The sequence below is a fragment of the Gottfriedia sp. NPDC056225 genome (assembly GCF_042267765.1).
Taxonomy (GTDB): domain Bacteria; phylum Bacillota; class Bacilli; order Bacillales; family Bacillaceae_G; genus Gottfriedia.
The window spans coordinates 21,710-37,349 of sequence record NZ_JBHJTJ010000030.1; the positions used below are offsets into that span (position 1 = coordinate 21,710).

Genomic DNA, 15,640 nt, shown 5'->3' on the forward strand with positions numbered 1-15,640 from the left:
CACCTAAAATAATTTTAGTCAAGTGATTTTTAAATATTTTAATACTTTTATACTTTAATTAATTTAACAAACAACATTACAAATAGTTGCATTACTTTTTTTGTAACGTTACAATATAATTACAATAGACATTTTAGAATAATAATTTAGATAGATTGATTAGAGGAGAAATTTATTAATGGAAAAGAAAGTTACAATGCAAGACATTGCTAAGCGTTTGAACATCTCAAAAAACTCCGTCTCGCAGGCATTATCTGGAAAAGCTGGTGTTAGCGAAGAGACAAGAAAGCTTATACAAGATACTGCAGATGAATTAGGTTATTCTTATTCTAATAATCGTACGCAAAAGCCAATTGAAGAAAAAACAGTCAAAACAATCGGATTAATCGCTTCAGAGCTTGCGTTTTCTTTAACTGGATTTTTTGGTGAAATCTACTTAAGTATCCAAAAAGAATTAAAAGCTAGAGATATGAATTTTTTAATTGAATCAATTGATCAGCATTCGGTTGAAAATTTAATTATGCCTAATTTATTAACAAATCAAGAAATTGATGGATTGTTAATTTTATCTCATATTAGTACAGACTATACTGCAAAAGTTATTAGCTCTGGCATTCCAACCGTATTAATTGATCACCATGAACCATTCCTTCATGCTGATTCAATTTTAACGAATAATCGCTTCGCGGCATTTACAGCTGTTGAGCATTTAATTAAATTGGGACATACAGAAATTAGCTTCGTTGGTGATGTCGATATTTCACCAAGCTACCAAGAAAGATTAGAAGGCTACTTTTTAGCATTAAAACGATATGGAATTAAACCAAACGAAGCATTCCTTTTAAATCATGCTAAAGAAGAACAATCTCACATTAAAGGATTACTAGATCAGTTAACAACTCAACCGACAGCCTATTTTTGTGTAAATGATGGACTTGGATTTCTCATTCAATCAGAATTGCAGCAAAGAGGATTCAATGTACCAGATGACGTATCGATTTGTAGTTTTGACAACGGACAACTGTCTCAAATTGCATCACCAAAAATGACAACGATGGATATCGACTTAAACTTCTTCGGCAAAAAAGCAGTTGAACAGCTATGTTGGAGAATCGAAAACAAAGATGAACCAATACATGAAATTTTATTGCCTACTAGATTGATCATTAGGGAATCTACTGGGGAATTAGGAAAGATTTGAGTTAATAGAGAAGAAAATTAAATATTTAAAGGGACTATGTTTTGTCACTCTTACTTCATTTTGGGGTAAGGGTGTTTTTTTGTTTACTGGTTCTATGAAATTTATATGTTGATTTTTAAACTAAAAAAGATTGTCTAATTAGACAACCTTGGGGAATCTTATACATCTGATGCACTTTGTTAGTTGAATTATTTTTTCAGTAATTTATTCATGTCAAACCATGTTGTAAAAAATGGAATCGGTAATAAATAAATTAAATAAAAAGCTTTTTTCACTAAATCAACCTCTCTTGAACTTTTAAATAAGAGCTTTAATTATAGTAACATATTTTATTTTTCCTGATAGACTATACTGCCATTTTATTTAATAAAAAAAGTCGCACATTAGCAGCTCATGATTTTCGACTAAAGCACCGTGTCAGTTGAACAAGGAAATTACTTTATATCTAACTTATTCAATTTTACTAATGCTTTTTTGCTACTTCTTTTCTTAATTGTTCTTCTGAAATCTCAAAATTCGTTTCTGCACCTGGTTGACACTCATGCCAATAACAATCTGCTGATTCAAATACACCATTTAATATTTCAAATAAATATATATTCATTTTATCATCAGTCTCTTTAAAAGTTTCTAAATATCGAGTCTGAAATTCATCAGCAGTAATTTCCCTTGCTAAAAAATCTTCAATTAGTTTTTTATATTTATATATAATCATAGAATCACACCACTTTTTTAATAAAAAACTATTCTAATTTTCCTAAATAGATCGAGGTGCAACTTAGGTAATTAGCACATTTCTCTTTGAAGCACTTAGTTACTGTTCCTGGTTTAAGATTATCTTTAAACTTCTCATAGCAGTAACATATTTCACCGTCTTGTTTAGGTTCTTTTTTACGACCAAAGACCATAGGTCCGATATCAGCAGGTTTTATGTCTTCTATTCTATTATCTTCTTTGTACTTATCTAAACAGGACTTACATATACAAGATTTTCTTACCTCATCTGATGATATCTGATTAAAGATCTCTCTTGGGAAATACTCATCATTACACCAACAAGTCATCCCACTTGAGCACTTATTCTCATTACCACACATGGGACAGAGCTTAATTGCCATTAAATCCCCTCCTCAATAATCTGGTTTCCAAAAAGAATTATCTTTTTATTCTGTTCAATCATTAAATTACTTTACTAAATTTATCCATTTAATTATATCATTCGTCATTAAATTAAATGGTTATTTTGGCGAATAAAAAAAGAGGTGCCAAAGCAACTCATGTTGTACTATTTAAGCATAAAAAGAACACACCTATTCCAAGATAGTAGCCCTACCTCTGTAATTACATTATTTATTTTTTCTGTTTTCGAGAATTTTGTTATTTCAAGGAGTTGTTCAACTATTGCAATGCTTTTGAATAAGAAGTAATTGACTAAGCCTTGTTTTTCCTTAGCCAACTTACAATACAATCAAGAAATTCCAATGAATATGAGATATCAAAACTTGATGATGCAGAAGTCAAATTTGTTGTTATAGAAGTTATAGTTTCTTCAATATTTTTTGCCTCAATCATATGAACATAATCAGGTACAAAATTGTTAAGGGCTTCATAAAAGCGTTGATGTGGCTTCGCAATCTCTATATGTTTATCGAAATTCCTTCTCTGTCTTGTAGTATCATTATCTTTGCGATACCTCAAACTATGTGTGTCAGTATATAAATAAAAATATTTATCTGGAAAACCAATTCTTCCATTTTTTATTTCAGTTCGGTAAAAATCAGCAATAAAATCTAGACTTTGATTAAATACTTTAAAATCAAAACACCAATTATAACTTAATGGCTGAAAAATATCCCCATCAAGGATTACTGTATCATAATATATACTTTTCTCTTTAGCGATTTGCCACCGTACAACTTGTCGTTCCAAATACCATATGTTAGATTCTGCTTTTGGTCGATTAAATAAGAGGTTAACTTCTGGACTTACATATGTATTAGTGCTTTTGGAAATTTCATTAGAAGTTGTTGTTTTCCCTACCGCACTTGCACCTTCAAAGCATATAATCACTAATTAGTCACCTCTTTAACGTTATTTTATCCTTTTTTTCCATCAAAACTTCTACAACTAAACTACTCGATAGTACAAAAAAAAAGACTACCGAAATAGTCAATATTTGTTAAACTAATGCTCTTCGTAAGTACAATATTAAGAATTAGCACCTTTTGATTTTGCTTATTTTGACAAGATCCATTTTGCTATATCTTCTAAAACATTCCTGTCCACAGATTGAGGAATATTATATTCCTTCCAAATGTCTTTCAACGTACCGAAAACAGCTTTCATAAACAGATGGTTCAAACCGGGATAGAGTTTGAATGTGGCATCGGGGTGGTATTTTAGCATTTCACGATATAGATTGAAATCTTTTTCGACTGAAACTTGTACATCTTTATCACCTTGAACGACGAAAATCGATTTTTTGCTTTGCGATAAATAGTCCTTAGTAGGATGTTGATTCATTTCTTTAAAATACCAAGCATAAACAGAACCGAACAAAATAGTCTGCTGCGCAATCTCATCCGTCATGTCAGATATAGAATTAAACATGTTTTGTAGTTCTTTTACTTGCTTTAAGGCTACCTCTTGTTGAGATGCTTCAAGCTGCTTTATGGAATCCTCATTTTGGTTTAGGATGACTTCTTCAAGCGTTCGAGAAGTGCCGGCTAAGATTATTAATCCTGCCAATTCACCGCCTTCAGCTTCGATTCTAGGAGCAAGTGTTCCTCCTAAACTGTGTCCAATTATGAAAATACGATTTGCATCCACACGTGGATCTTTTTTTAGCATATCGACAGCCTCAATCGCGTCCTCTATGACCTCTTCTTTGACGGAAAGTTTACCACCAAGTTCTTGAACCATCTGCTTACCATGGGCGAAGGTTCGTTTGTCATACCGAATCGATGCAATTCCCTGATTTGCAAGTCCATCCGCAAGGTCTCGAAATAGTTTGTTGGCACCAACGGTTTCATCTTTATCTAAAGCACCGGAACCGTGTACAAATACAACTGCTGGGACTTTTTCAGTATGAGAATCTGGCAATGTCAAAATCCCTTCCAATGGGTAGGCGGCGTTTGCCATAACCGTAACTTGTTCTATCATTTTAAACCTCCTATACAAAATCAGTTTTCAAATGCTCTATTATTCTCACTTTTCAACAATTATAAGTTAACATATATTGGAAGTAAAATGATCGTTACGATAATTAAAATCAACTTTTAAGTCTAAGAAAGTCAAAATAAAAAGCTATTAATTTGATTGAAGCTGAAGAATTAGAGTTTTTTGTCTTCAATGCGCAACATATGAAAGCTGTTCCTGGACGAAAAACTGACCCGATTATGTTCCTGGGCAGCATTAGTTCCAGGACATAATGAAAGTGCTGGTAAAAGGAAATCAACTAAATCAAAAAAGCAATAAGTATTTAAAATCAGCCTTAACTGAAGCCGCACATTCAGTAGGTGCATCCAAAAACTACCTTGGAGCAATTCATGGTAGCTATATAAGAAAATCACAATCTACTTAACCAAAGCCTAGTTAATCGTGCAGATTTGTTTCTTACCTAAGCTAAAAGCAATTCGAAAATACATACTCATGTGATATTTAAATAATAACGAAAGTGACTTTTCATTTTAAAATTAATAATTACTGTCAAATAAATACTAGTTTTTTTTGACACAAATCTTAGAAAATTAAAAGTCTTTTTTTAAAGCTTAAAATTGTTTATAGTTATGTGTAAATATTCTGCTCGATTTAGTTTCATCCTAATTGTTTAAAGTGAGGTATATACAATGAAAATCGATACACCTAATATTCCTAAAGAATTACAATCTAGAAATTTTCATGATATTTTTTATGAAGAAGACCCGGAATTGGGGATGTGTGAAATCACTGGGTCTATTTTTGAAAACGAATCCGTAGATAGAGTTTATTTATATAAAATGGTCATCAAGAATAGTAAATTCACCAATACAGATTTTAGAAATATAAGTATGTCAGATGTATATTTTGAAAACTGTGATCTGTCAAATTGCAATATGACCAATGCTTCCATTCATAAAGTTACCTTTAAGAATTGTAAGTTAGTAGGTGCAAATTTTACTGAATCTAGCCTTGGGAATGTCCAGTTTGACAACTCTGTTTTAAATTTATCTATATTTGGGAATTCAAAACTAGAAAAGGTAATTTTTCATGATTCTATTTTAAAAAGTACTGATTTTTATGATTGTAAATTCAAAAAAATTGATTTTAATAAATGTAATATTGATGGAGTAAACTTTGATCAAACTTCTCTTAAAGGGATTGATATTAGTTCTTCTACATTTAATGAATTAACAGTTTCAATAAATAATTTACATGGCTGTACAGTTTCTTCTAATCAAGCAGTTCAATTCGCAGCATTAATGGGATTAAAAATTAAAGATTAGTAATAGCATTTTTAAATTTGTACAAAATGAGGCCGTCCTAATAGTCAGCATAACTGACAAATAGACGGCCTCTATTTACTTTGTTGGTCTAAATAGAGCTATTCTTTTTTCTATTTAGAGATGATTTTATAATGTCTATTAAAGAAGGTATTTGTATTCATATATTGAATGTTTAGTTACAAGTACGAAAATATATCTACTTTGGAATAGTTTTTAAGGAGGAATCAAATTGAGTGAGATTAATCTAATTATTACATACAAAAACGAGCTTCAAAAATACTCTATGGAACAGCTAAGATTTAAATCTGAAGAATCGGTTTGGTCAATTGGACAAATGTATGATCATTTAATCGTTGTTGCCAATGAATATCTAGATGATATGGAAACTTGTGCCACCTTAAACGAAGAACAATATCTTGGGAAAACAGAGTTTGGTGAACATTTATATAAGATCGGTGGGTTCCCACCAATTAAAATTAAATTGCCGGATGAACTAAATACTCCACCTAATAATTCAGATAGCAATGAGGTACTGATCGATAGAATGGATCAAGTAATTTTAAGGTTAAGCCAATGGGAATCGAAAGTGGGTAATATAAAGCCAAATTACAAAGTCAAACATGGAGGGTTCGGTTGGCTGAATGCAAAGGAATGGTATGAACTGGTTTTTATGCATTTTCGTCATCACTTGCAACAAAAAGATGAGTTAGAGCAAAGCCTAGTTAAAGAGCAGGTGTTTTAACTAGCTTGTTTTCTTATCCAAGTAACGCATGAGTTGGATGGGATGCTTATAATCTATTATATTCAACATTTTTAATCTAAAGAGAACAAAAATAGAGGCTGTCCTTATAGTCAGGATAACTGACACATGGGACTCCTTTTATTTATTATGGCTCTAGTAGCTAAAATGCGGGGTATCTTAGTGGGATTTTGCATTTATAGTTGATTTTATCATCACTATTTTAAAAAAATCAGTTGTTTTCTTTCACTTTTTAATCAGTTTAGTAAGAATTTGAGCTAACTTACTAATCTTCTATTTGTAAGCATCCAGTTTTAGACGATTATTCATTCGAAATACCCCAACCCGTATAGGTAATATTCTATAACATTAAGGATTCTAAAGACTTTATTTGCAGTTTCGTTAATTTTAATTGCAGTTTCACTGATTTCATTTGCAGTTTATACTTTATTTGCAGCTTTAGATTTCTTATTTGCACAACACACCGATTTATTTGCACTTTTCATCAACTTTTTTTGCAGTTTCTCTATTTTCATTTCACCCGACTTTTCTACTCTTCTTATATGTGATGCTTATAAAAAAAGAATGCCCAATAGGACATCCTCTACTTGATAACTATTAAACTAAACTCTCTAATCGCTTATTCAATCTATTTCTCCAATCCTCAGCTAGCTCAGGAACCGCTAATATAGCTTTAATTCCTTCAACATTTTTAGGATTATGGAAATAGATCTCATTACAATATAAAACTGAAATTCTATTTTCTTGTCTTTCAATTAATTCTATTTTTGAATCTTTTCTAATCGTACCTTCTTTTAATACTCGGCATAAATAGCCTGTAAAACCTGTTTCTACGATTCTCTTAAGTGCGACGTTTGTTCTTCTTGTTATTGTGTCACAAGGGATTCTACTTTGTGTAATTTGAATGATTGTATCACCAATTTGGTAGACATCTCCAATGCATACATCCTTTTCTAGCATATTAGTGACTGTGATATTTTCTCCGAATGCTGAAAGTGGTAGTTTTACATTAAACTCTTTTTCCCAAAGAGAATAGTGTTCATATGAATATACACAGACAGCTCGGTCTGGTCCACCGTGATGTTTTAAATCTGCTACTCCGTCACCTTTAAAGCCATCTTTCGTTAAATAAACTTCTTCTATGCCTTCTTTACAGATCCCTGTTATCATTTCTTTATTTTCGCCGTATTGCATTTTACTTGGTAACGCTACTGCAAGGTTAACTAATTCAATTTTATTTGTCATAAGTTCCATCATCTCCTTTTAAGGTTTCTAATGGTAAAGCTCTGTCTTTTTTATACATTTGGAATAATAAGGGAAAACAACCTACTCAAAGCATTATATACTACTTAGGAAAAATAATCCTTATAAGCTTTATTGAGTATAAATCATTTCTGTTTCAACTGTACAACTAATAGCATGATAAACGAAATTAACACCATTGATAGTACCCATAGCCAAGCCATTTTCATATTTCCGGAATCTATTGCTAAATAAATTGCTGTTGGGACAGTTTGTGTTTTTCCTGGTATGTTTCCTGCAAACATGAGTGTAGCACCAAACTCACCTAGTACTCTCGCAACGCTTAAAATACTTCCTGAAATAATGGCTTTGAATGAAAGCGGTATTGAAATAAAGAAAAATACTTTCCATTCACTTGCACCGCACACTCGAGCCGCCTCTTCAATTTCATTATCGACACCTTGAAAGCCGGTTTTAGCAGACTGATACATTAGCGGAAACGCTACAATAATTGAAGCAATTACAGCTGCCCACCATGTAAATACAATTGGTTGTTTAAAGAACCATTCGATCATTTTTCCAAGGAAGCTTTGTCTTCCGAAAATGACTAATAGTAAAAATCCTACAACTGTAGGTGGCAGAACTAAAGGTAACATTAGAATAGTTTCTAATAGTGTCTTACCTTTAAAGGATTTCATAGAGAGAATTCTTCCAGCTATCGTCCCTAAAATAATAACGAGAATCCCTGATACAACCGTAACCTTAAGGGATATCTTAAGGGGAATTAAAAACTCTTCTAACAATTAATCTCCTCTTTTCAAAACAAAACATATTATTTTAATCAATTATGAAATTACCGATTAAAATTCCTTTCATCAAAAACTCTATGTAATTTTCTTCATCACTAAGATGGAAATATTGATAATCTTTCAATCTACTCTCTTCAATATCAACATGACTAATAACACATCTAATATTTGTTAATGAATCGAGTAAATGTAGATCACCCTCATCTCTTATTAATACTACTTTTGAATAATTTTCCCTTTTATAACCTTCAATAAAAATAATATCCGTCGAGAAAAAACGATATAATTCAAGTGTCTTTTTTAAATCCCAATTAATTAAATTTGTTCTTAATTGTAAAACACCATCTCCTTCAACACTAGAAACAATCGCTCCGGAGTTCAAGTGACGAACACTATCTTTACTAGTTAATTCTAAATCAGGTGCACCACCATGACCATGATGTTTGATCGTAGCAGCTAATAATCCCTCGTGCTTTGCCTTTTTAATTAGTTTTTCTGTCAGTGTTGTTTTCCCACTGTTTTGATAGCCTACAATTTGCAAAATGGAATAGTTCTTTTTCATCGCTCTCAATTCCTTTTTATTTATACTCTAATTATAAAAAGCTAACTGAAAAAACACCATCAATACAAAAATCATTTTAGATTTGTGTACCCATGGTGGAATTGTTTCCCCATCAATATTAACTAACATTTAGTAATGCCTTCATTTAGATGTTCACTAAATGTTCAATTTTTCTTTAAATTTTCCAATCATTGTTTTATGATAAGAAAAACAGAATTAAGTTAAGGGGTAGTTGTAATGTCTAAAGTCATCCATGAATTTAATGACTATATTCGAAAACTGCGCAAAGAATTATTTGGTAAAGGTCCTGAAAGAATCCATACAGTTTTAGTTGAAAATATGGCTGTTTCAACTTTATATGGAAACCTTACTCCTACTGAACTATTTATCGCGCAATCTTCCGAAGGCCGTGATATCGTACATAATGCTAGAACGAAGATGATTCAAGATGTTTATGCGAAAAATCATCCAGTTAAATTGGAAGAGATCGTTGGTGCTAAATTTATAAATCTTTTTTCTGATATGAAAGTAGAAGAAGATATTGCCATTTCAGTATTTGTTTTTGATAAAAAATTGGAAAACTTAATTGATTAAATAGTACACACTATTAATCAATTAAGCTTATGTTCCAATCTTATTTATGGAAAAAGTCGCCGCTTTTACCACCAGTTTTTTGAACTAAAAATGTATCTTTTATGACCATACTCTTATCAACGGCTTTACACATATCGTAAAACGTAAGGCCAGCTACGCTTACAGCTGTAAGTGCCTCCATTTCAACTCCAGTTTTCCCACTGCATTTAACTGTCGCACGAATGATTAAATCATAGCCATTTAGTACTTCTACATACTCAAATGTAAAGTCAGTCCCTGAAAGTGCAATAGGATGACACATCGGTATAATGTCAGACGTTTTTTTAGCTCCCATAATTCCAGCAATTTGAGCAACATTTAATGGATCACCTTTTTTAATTAATCCATTTTGAATTGCATCATATAATTCCTTTGAGATTGAAATTGTACTTTGCGCAATTGCTACTCTTGTTGTTATGTCTTTTTCTGATATATCGACCATTTTAGGTCTACCTTCTTCATTCCAATGGGAAAATTCACTCATGATGCTTCCTCCTTTTACGAAACAGATACTAGGGAATAGAAATTACTAGCCTAATCTAGTATTACTCCTACCCGTTTTGCCAATCCTCAGGCTTATTTATATTCTTAAAGATTCGTTCATCTTTTGAAAATGGTACTGTTAATACATTAACCTCATCGAATAGTACCTGAAGCTTTCGATTGTTTTTATCTAAAATTCCCTTCATCTTCCCGATGCAATCACGATGATAGAGTCCAAATAACGATTGAAGTTTATCTGATTGAATCGGAACAATTACATCAACGTTACTGTCCTTAAGCAATGCGATCATTTTTTTTACAAAGTCAGCTGTAATAAAAGGCGTGTCGCAAGCTAAGACAAAATACCAATCAATGTTTTGTATTTTAGAAAATGCATTGTACATTGCATACAGTGGACCTTGGTATTCTTCAGTTTCTCCTTCAATAACAAACTCTAAATCGTTTTTACTAAAATACGGAACTAGTTTTTCGTTTGTCGAAATGATGATCGGTGAAATCGAACTTTCTTCTAATGCTTGTACACTATATTCATATAAAAATTTGTTTTTATACGTTTCAAACATTTTGGGTTTACCGTAACGAGAGGATTTTCCACCTGCTAAAACTACGCCAGCTATTTTCATTGTCTATTTAATTCTTCTACAAAATGTTGGCAAGTCGGTAAAATTAATTTTGTCATCGCTAGGTTCACTGCGTTCTTTGAGCCAGGAATGATGTAGATTGCCTTATCATTAAAACTACCAGCAATTGCTCTACTAAACATCGCTTTTGGTCCGATTTCTGTATAGCTTAATGAACGGAACAGCTCCCCAAATCCTTGCATTTCTTTATCAAGTAATTTTGAAATTGCTTCATACGTAACATCTCTTCTTGTAAAACCTGTTCCACCAGTTAGAATCAGTACTTGAACTTCATCATCTTCACACAATGATCTAACTGTCGAATCAATCAATGCTTTTTCGTCTTTTATAATTTGATAATGATGCACGATATGATTTTGCTCTTCTAATAAAGATTTTATAAGCTTACCGCTCTCATCATTCTCAACAGTTCTAGTATCGCTAATTGTTAAAACTGCGATGTTAACAATTGCTTTTTCATTATGTTTATGCAAAACTCCACCAACTTTCTATTTCATCCTCCACTAACCGGTGGAATAAACGCAACAGTATCGCCATCGCTTACAATTTCTTCATCTGTCACAAAGTCTTCATTTATTGCCGTCATAATTTGATTAAGCTGTGGTAAATCGTATTTATTCATCATCAAATCTTTTAACGCTTTAACTTTTATCCCATTTTCAACTGAAATTGTTAATTCGTCAGTTCCAGCTTTCTCGCGTAAATGAGCAAATAATAATACTTTAATCATTTTGATTCCTCCTTACTTGGTTTTCCACCTTCGTATGCTGTGTTTTCTAGTTGATCACCAATCCACATCGTACCATCTTCCCAAAACTCTTTTTTCCAAATCGGAACAATTTGTTTGATTCGTTCAATTGCATATTCATTTGCTTCATATGCAACTTTACGGTGTGGTGAGGAAACTGCAATAACAACTGCAATATCACTAATCGTTAATTTACCCACTCTATGAGTAATCGCAACGAGTGCATCTGGCCATTTTTGTTTTATTTCATTACCAATTTGCGCAAGCTTTTTTACTGCCATTGATTCATACGCTTGATATTCTAAAGACAGTGTCTTTTTACCTTTTGTTAATTCCCTAACAGTACCGATAAAAAGAGTAATCGCCCCGGCATTTCTGCTTTTAACTTTATCTGAAACTTCTTCAACGACAATTGGTGTATCAACTATAGTAAATAATGATCGTTCCAAGTAAACCACTTCACTTTTCTTAGAATATTAAAGACTACTTATTTATATGAAGGTATAAAATCATGCCAAGGCCATTTACTTCCTTGAGGATCTTCTAATAATAATAAATCCACTGCCATCCCTTTTTCATATTTTCTAGTTCCACCAGGTAAAACGATAAATGCGTCTGTATTAGCTAAGGAAGATACTGCGCTAGATTTATCAAACCCTGCTGGAATTGCGGTTAACCCACCTTCATCGTATACAATTTTCCCTCTTACAAATCTAGTAAAAGGATTCGGTTTCGGGTAATTTTCTCCTAATACCGCACTTACCCTCTTTAAATGAGGAGTTTCATTGAATAAATACGTTTGGATAATCGGTCGAACATATAGTTCAAACCCAACAAAACAAGCAGATGGATTTCCTGATAAGCCGAATAATAATTTGTTGTCTAAATGTGCGACAGTTGTTACACTTCCTGGACGCATAGCAATTTTATTAAATAATACTGTAGCTCCTAATCTAGCATAAATATCTGGTAAATAGTCATAATCACCAACAGATACCCCACCAGTAGTAATCAAGATGTCTACTTGTTCTAACGCATTTTTCACTTCAGAAAAGCAAGTATCCAAGTCATCGCTAAACTTTCCTAAATATTTAGGAATTCCGCCTGCTTTTTGAATTTGAGCGAGAACCATATAGGAGTTACTATTGCGAATTTTACCAGGTTCAAGTGGTTCATTTACATCAAGCAATTCACTCCCTGTTGCAATTACTCCGATTACTGGCTTTTTCGCTACCGGAACTTGGCTATACCCAAATGTTGCTAATAATGCGATTGTTCCTGGATTGATTTCTGTGCCTTTTTTGACAAGAATATCTCCTTTTGACGTTTCCTCACCTTGAAAAGAAATATTATCACCCTTTGGAAATGAACGTTTAATTTCAATAAATGATTTATCTTCCGTTTTCATCTCTTTCACCAATTCAAGCATGACAACTGCTGAACAACCTCGAGGTATTTGAGCCCCAGTCATAATACGCACAGCTTGGAATGGTTCTACTTTATTTGGGAAAACTGAGCCAGCCCCAATTTCTCCTACTACTTCAAAAACTGTAGGATTTTCAGTATTTGTATGAATTGTATCTTCTGCTCTAATTGCAAAACCATCATATGGAGAACGGTCGAAAGCAGGTATATCTTGATCAGCTTTTACGTCATCAGCCAATACTCGACCATACGCTAAATCAATTGAAACCATTTCCTGTGATCCGCGTACAGCAAACTCCATCACTTTACGAACTGCTTCTGCTACCGGTAGTGGTATTCTTTTTTCAACCATTCATCTCAAACCCCTCTTTTATTAACCTAATAAACGATAATATAGTTTCTTAGCTTCTTGTATATTATTTGTGCCATGAACGAAAACCCTTCCATCTAGAAAAATGACAAAACGATAATCTTCTAACTGGCAAGAGATCAAATAAGGATTTCGTTCAACTTTTCCGTGTTGTTTTAATTGATGTTCTAGTTCATTAAAATCATAATTTTTCGTCATTGATGGTCTGATTTGGACCGTATTTCGTCCACAAAGTGTACTTGTTTTCGTTTGATTTTCAAATGATAAATAAGGATATGTCTTATTCAATCCACATGAAGGGCACTCATCTGACTTCAATTTTGTTACTTTAAATGAAAAATGTTGATTATTCCATAAATCAAATATAAGGAATTTTGGATTGACTGCGGAATAATCCTCAACTACTATTTTCAAAGCTTCCGCAACTTGAAATGCTGATACTAATTGAACAGCTGGACTAATAATTCCAGCTGTATCACATGTCGCACCAGGTACAGGTACACCCTTTAATATACAGTTTAAACAAGGCGTTTTACTAGGCAGAATTGTGCAACACATACCTAAACTGCCAACACAAGAACCATATACCCATGGAATTTCATACTTCTGAGATAAATCATTTATGATAAATCGAATATCAAAATTATCTGTTGCATCAATCATCACATCGATATCTTTTAGAAGAATGTCCATATTTTCTGAAGTAGCATCCATTACTAGTGCATTGATGCTCACTTCTGCATTAATTTTATGTAGACGTTGTTTAGCCGCGATTACTTTCGGTAGTTTTTCAAATGCGTCTTCTTCTGTATAAAGTTGTTGCCTCTGCAAATTACTTATTTCAACATAATCTCGATCTATTAAAGTTAGTTTTCCAATTCCGGCTCTAACAAGTGCCTCAGCGCTAGCACTTCCTAACGCACCTGCTCCAACGATTAAAACATGTTTTTTTCTAATCAATTCTTGTCCCTTTTCACCAATAGGAGTAAAAAGTTGCTGACGCGAATAACGTTCTGTCATAAAAATCCTCCACTCAAAAACTTGGTCTAGGAATAAGTTGTTTCCTACCTTTAAATAAAAGCAGCATTAAGAAATCCTCATCATATAAGGAGTTCTGAATGCTGCTTAATTTCCCTGCTTAACTAGCAGAGATACCAATCATCACTTTACATTATTGGAAAGAGTGTTATACAAAAAATTGCATAAACTCCAAACCCCATCGTTTTAAATTAACCGCCTATATGTGACATTTCAATTTTATTTGATGGTTTTTTTGTATTACTTAACCGCTCATCCGAATAGCGATCAGTTCGATTGCTCCATATCGAAAGAATTGATTCTTTTATTTGCTCATCATCTTGATCAGACCTTACCAATTCTCTCAAATCATATCCTTTAGTAGCAAATAAGCAAGTATATAATTTTCCTTCCGCAGAAATACGTGCTCTTGTACAAGTTGAACAAAATGAATCGGTAACTGATGAAATAATGCCAATTTCATCATCACTATCTTTATATCGATATCGATTTGCAACCTCACCTACATAATTAGCTTCAGTCAATTCTAAAGGCATGATTTCATTGATCATGTCTATGATCGTTTTTTTGGATATGACTTCATCGAGCTTCCAGCCGTTATAGTTTCCAACATCCATATATTCAATAAATCGAAGAATATGTTTTTTCTCTTTAAAATACTGTGCCATCGGGATAATATCTTGTTCATTCTTACCTTTTTGAACTACCATATTGATTTTGACTTTCATGCCAATATCAGCAGCTGCTTGAATTCCTTCAAGAACCGATTTTACATTTCCACGTTTACCACTCATATAAGAGAATCGTTCTTCATCTAGTGAATCGATGCTGACAGTAACTCTTTTTAAACCCGCTTCATATAACTCTTTTGCGAACTTTTTAAGTAAAGTACCATTTGTTGTTAAAGCAATATCTTCAACACCATCGATCTTATTTAATCGCTCAATTAATCTAGGTAAACCTTTCCGTAATAAAGGTTCGCCACCGGTAATTCTTATTTTTCTAACGCCTAAAGATACAAAAATACGCGTTAATCTTTCAATTTCATCAAAGGATAGTATTTTATCTTGTGATAAAAAATCATAGTCCGGACCAAAAATTTCTTCAGGCATACAATAACGGCAACGAAAATTGCAGCGATCGGTAACAGATATACGTAAATCCTGTAAAGGTCGTTGGTGTTTATCCAATGCAACATTTTTCATAACCATTGCCTCACTTAT

General features: G+C 32.7%; 19 protein-coding genes and 1 pseudogene. 5 read left to right on the forward strand and 15 right to left on the reverse strand.

The window, feature by feature from the left end; genetic code table 11:
- Positions 1–178: 178 nt before the first annotated feature.
- Positions 179–1,201 carry a LacI family DNA-binding transcriptional regulator gene (locus ACFCYN_RS17620; protein WP_375950686.1) on the forward strand — a complete coding sequence of 341 codons (1,023 nt, stop codon included), beginning with the start codon at positions 179–181 and terminating at the stop codon, positions 1,199–1,201.
- Between the two features lie 463 nt (positions 1,202–1,664).
- On the opposite strand, the gene ACFCYN_RS17625 is transcribed toward ACFCYN_RS17620, so the two are convergent.
- From ACFCYN_RS17625 to ACFCYN_RS17640, 4 genes are all read right to left on the reverse strand, one after another.
- On the reverse strand, positions 1,665–1,916 hold the full coding sequence (locus ACFCYN_RS17625) for a colicin immunity domain-containing protein (protein WP_375950688.1): 252 nt from the start codon (positions 1,914–1,916) through the stop codon (positions 1,665–1,667).
- Between the two features lie 28 nt (positions 1,917–1,944).
- Positions 1,945–2,319 carry a cysteine-rich CWC family protein gene (locus tag ACFCYN_RS17630; RefSeq protein WP_375950690.1) on the reverse strand — a complete coding sequence of 125 codons (375 nt, stop codon included), beginning with the start codon at positions 2,317–2,319 and terminating at the stop codon, positions 1,945–1,947.
- A 313-nt stretch (positions 2,320–2,632) separates the two neighbouring features.
- Complete coding sequence (locus ACFCYN_RS17635) at positions 2,633–3,271, reverse strand: chloramphenicol acetyltransferase (RefSeq protein WP_375950692.1); 639 nt, start codon at positions 3,269–3,271, stop codon at positions 2,633–2,635.
- 165 nt (positions 3,272–3,436) lie between these two features.
- Positions 3,437–4,363, reverse strand: coding sequence for an alpha/beta hydrolase family protein (locus tag ACFCYN_RS17640; protein WP_172443789.1), 927 nt, complete (start codon positions 4,361–4,363; stop codon positions 3,437–3,439).
- Between the two features lie 234 nt (positions 4,364–4,597).
- Here ACFCYN_RS17640 and ACFCYN_RS17645 point away from each other — a divergent pair.
- The 3 genes and pseudogenes from ACFCYN_RS17645 to ACFCYN_RS17655 all read left to right on the forward strand — a co-directional run.
- Positions 4,598–4,745 (forward strand): annotated as a pseudogene (locus tag ACFCYN_RS17645) (transposase); the annotation flags it as partial.
- A gap of 304 nt (positions 4,746–5,049) precedes the next feature.
- Positions 5,050–5,685: a pentapeptide repeat-containing protein gene (locus ACFCYN_RS17650; protein ID WP_172443788.1), complete on the forward strand. Its 636-nt coding sequence runs from the start codon at positions 5,050–5,052 to the stop codon at positions 5,683–5,685.
- A gap of 229 nt (positions 5,686–5,914) precedes the next feature.
- Positions 5,915–6,427 carry a DinB family protein gene (locus ACFCYN_RS17655; RefSeq protein ID WP_375950696.1) on the forward strand — a complete coding sequence of 171 codons (513 nt, stop codon included), beginning with the start codon at positions 5,915–5,917 and terminating at the stop codon, positions 6,425–6,427.
- A 615-nt stretch (positions 6,428–7,042) separates the two neighbouring features.
- On the opposite strand, the gene ACFCYN_RS17660 is transcribed toward ACFCYN_RS17655, so the two are convergent.
- The 3 genes from ACFCYN_RS17660 to mobB all read right to left on the reverse strand — a co-directional run bounded on the left by ACFCYN_RS17660 (position 7,043) and on the right by mobB (position 9,058).
- On the reverse strand, positions 7,043–7,690 hold the full coding sequence (locus ACFCYN_RS17660) for an MOSC domain-containing protein (RefSeq protein WP_172443786.1): 648 nt from the start codon (positions 7,688–7,690) through the stop codon (positions 7,043–7,045).
- A 143-nt stretch (positions 7,691–7,833) separates the two neighbouring features.
- Positions 7,834–8,490 carry a molybdate ABC transporter permease subunit gene (gene modB, locus ACFCYN_RS17665; RefSeq protein ID WP_172443785.1) on the reverse strand — a complete coding sequence of 219 codons (657 nt, stop codon included), beginning with the start codon at positions 8,488–8,490 and terminating at the stop codon, positions 7,834–7,836.
- A 34-nt stretch (positions 8,491–8,524) separates the two neighbouring features.
- A complete protein-coding gene (gene mobB / locus ACFCYN_RS17670; RefSeq protein ID WP_375950699.1) occupies positions 8,525–9,058 on the reverse strand; it encodes a molybdopterin-guanine dinucleotide biosynthesis protein B in 534 nt (177 codons plus the stop codon).
- A gap of 237 nt (positions 9,059–9,295) precedes the next feature.
- Between mobB and ACFCYN_RS17675 the strand changes: the two genes are divergently transcribed.
- Complete coding sequence (locus ACFCYN_RS17675) at positions 9,296–9,652, forward strand: Na-translocating system protein MpsC family protein (protein ID WP_172443783.1); 357 nt, start codon at positions 9,296–9,298, stop codon at positions 9,650–9,652.
- A gap of 40 nt (positions 9,653–9,692) precedes the next feature.
- Here the strand turns inward: ACFCYN_RS17675 and moaC are convergent, their stop codons facing one another.
- The 8 genes from moaC to moaA form a co-directional block, all read right to left on the reverse strand.
- Entirely contained in the window at positions 9,693–10,175 is a 483-nt protein-coding gene (moaC, locus tag ACFCYN_RS17680) for a cyclic pyranopterin monophosphate synthase MoaC (RefSeq protein WP_172443782.1), read from the reverse strand.
- A 67-nt stretch (positions 10,176–10,242) separates the two neighbouring features.
- Positions 10,243–10,818: a molybdenum cofactor guanylyltransferase gene (gene mobA / locus ACFCYN_RS17685; RefSeq protein WP_375950701.1), complete on the reverse strand. Its 576-nt coding sequence runs from the start codon at positions 10,816–10,818 to the stop codon at positions 10,243–10,245.
- Complete coding sequence (locus tag ACFCYN_RS17690) at positions 10,815–11,309, reverse strand: MogA/MoaB family molybdenum cofactor biosynthesis protein (RefSeq protein ID WP_375950703.1); 495 nt, start codon at positions 11,307–11,309, stop codon at positions 10,815–10,817. The genes mobA and ACFCYN_RS17690 overlap by 4 nt, the downstream gene beginning before the upstream one ends.
- A 20-nt stretch (positions 11,310–11,329) precedes the next feature.
- Positions 11,330–11,566: a molybdopterin converting factor subunit 1 gene (gene moaD, locus ACFCYN_RS17695; RefSeq protein ID WP_172443779.1), complete on the reverse strand. Its 237-nt coding sequence runs from the start codon at positions 11,564–11,566 to the stop codon at positions 11,330–11,332.
- Entirely contained in the window at positions 11,563–12,033 is a 471-nt protein-coding gene (locus ACFCYN_RS17700; RefSeq protein WP_375950705.1) for a molybdenum cofactor biosynthesis protein MoaE, read from the reverse strand. Before ACFCYN_RS17700 ends, moaD begins: the two co-directional genes overlap by 4 nt.
- Before the next feature lie 38 nt (positions 12,034–12,071).
- Positions 12,072–13,361, reverse strand: coding sequence for a molybdopterin molybdotransferase MoeA (locus ACFCYN_RS17705; protein WP_375950706.1), 1,290 nt, complete (start codon positions 13,359–13,361; stop codon positions 12,072–12,074).
- Between the two features lie 21 nt (positions 13,362–13,382).
- Positions 13,383–14,399, reverse strand: a complete 1,017-nt coding sequence (locus tag ACFCYN_RS17710; RefSeq protein ID WP_375950707.1) for a molybdopterin-synthase adenylyltransferase MoeB — start codon at positions 14,397–14,399, stop codon at positions 13,383–13,385.
- A 209-nt stretch (positions 14,400–14,608) separates the two neighbouring features.
- Positions 14,609–15,622: a GTP 3',8-cyclase MoaA gene (moaA, locus tag ACFCYN_RS17715; protein WP_375950709.1), complete on the reverse strand. Its 1,014-nt coding sequence runs from the start codon at positions 15,620–15,622 to the stop codon at positions 14,609–14,611.
- Positions 15,623–15,640 lie beyond the last annotated feature (18 nt).

Excerpts from the sequence above, each read along its gene's own strand:
- ACFCYN_RS17630 (WP_375950690.1), bottom strand. The coding sequence starts at position 2,319 with ATGGCAATTAAGCTCTGTCCCATGTGTGGTAATGAGAATAAGTGCTCA.
- mobA (WP_375950701.1), bottom strand. The coding sequence starts at position 10,818 with ATGAAAATAGCTGGCGTAGTTTTAGCAGGTGGAAAATCCTCTCGTTAC.
- moaC (WP_172443782.1), bottom strand. The coding sequence starts at position 10,175 with ATGAGTGAATTTTCCCATTGGAATGAAGAAGGTAGACCTAAAATGGTC.
- ACFCYN_RS17650 (WP_172443788.1), top strand. The coding sequence starts at position 5,050 with ATGAAAATCGATACACCTAATATTCCTAAAGAATTACAATCTAGAAAT.
- mobB (WP_375950699.1), bottom strand. The coding sequence starts at position 9,058 with ATGAAAAAGAACTATTCCATTTTGCAAATTGTAGGCTATCAAAACAGT.
- ACFCYN_RS17705 (WP_375950706.1), bottom strand. The coding sequence starts at position 13,361 with ATGGTTGAAAAAAGAATACCACTACCGGTAGCAGAAGCAGTTCGTAAA.
- ACFCYN_RS17710 (WP_375950707.1), bottom strand. The coding sequence starts at position 14,399 with ATGACAGAACGTTATTCGCGTCAGCAACTTTTTACTCCTATTGGTGAA.
- moaD (WP_172443779.1), bottom strand. The coding sequence starts at position 11,566 with ATGATTAAAGTATTATTATTTGCTCATTTACGCGAGAAAGCTGGAACT.
- ACFCYN_RS17675 (WP_172443783.1), top strand. The coding sequence starts at position 9,296 with ATGTCTAAAGTCATCCATGAATTTAATGACTATATTCGAAAACTGCGC.
- ACFCYN_RS17660 (WP_172443786.1), bottom strand. The coding sequence starts at position 7,690 with ATGACAAATAAAATTGAATTAGTTAACCTTGCAGTAGCGTTACCAAGT.
- ACFCYN_RS17625 (WP_375950688.1), bottom strand. The coding sequence starts at position 1,916 with ATGATTATATATAAATATAAAAAACTAATTGAAGATTTTTTAGCAAGG.
- moaA (WP_375950709.1), bottom strand. The coding sequence starts at position 15,622 with ATGAAAAATGTTGCATTGGATAAACACCAACGACCTTTACAGGATTTA.
- ACFCYN_RS17640 (WP_172443789.1), bottom strand. The coding sequence starts at position 4,363 with ATGATAGAACAAGTTACGGTTATGGCAAACGCCGCCTACCCATTGGAA.
- ACFCYN_RS17620 (WP_375950686.1), top strand. The coding sequence starts at position 179 with ATGGAAAAGAAAGTTACAATGCAAGACATTGCTAAGCGTTTGAACATC.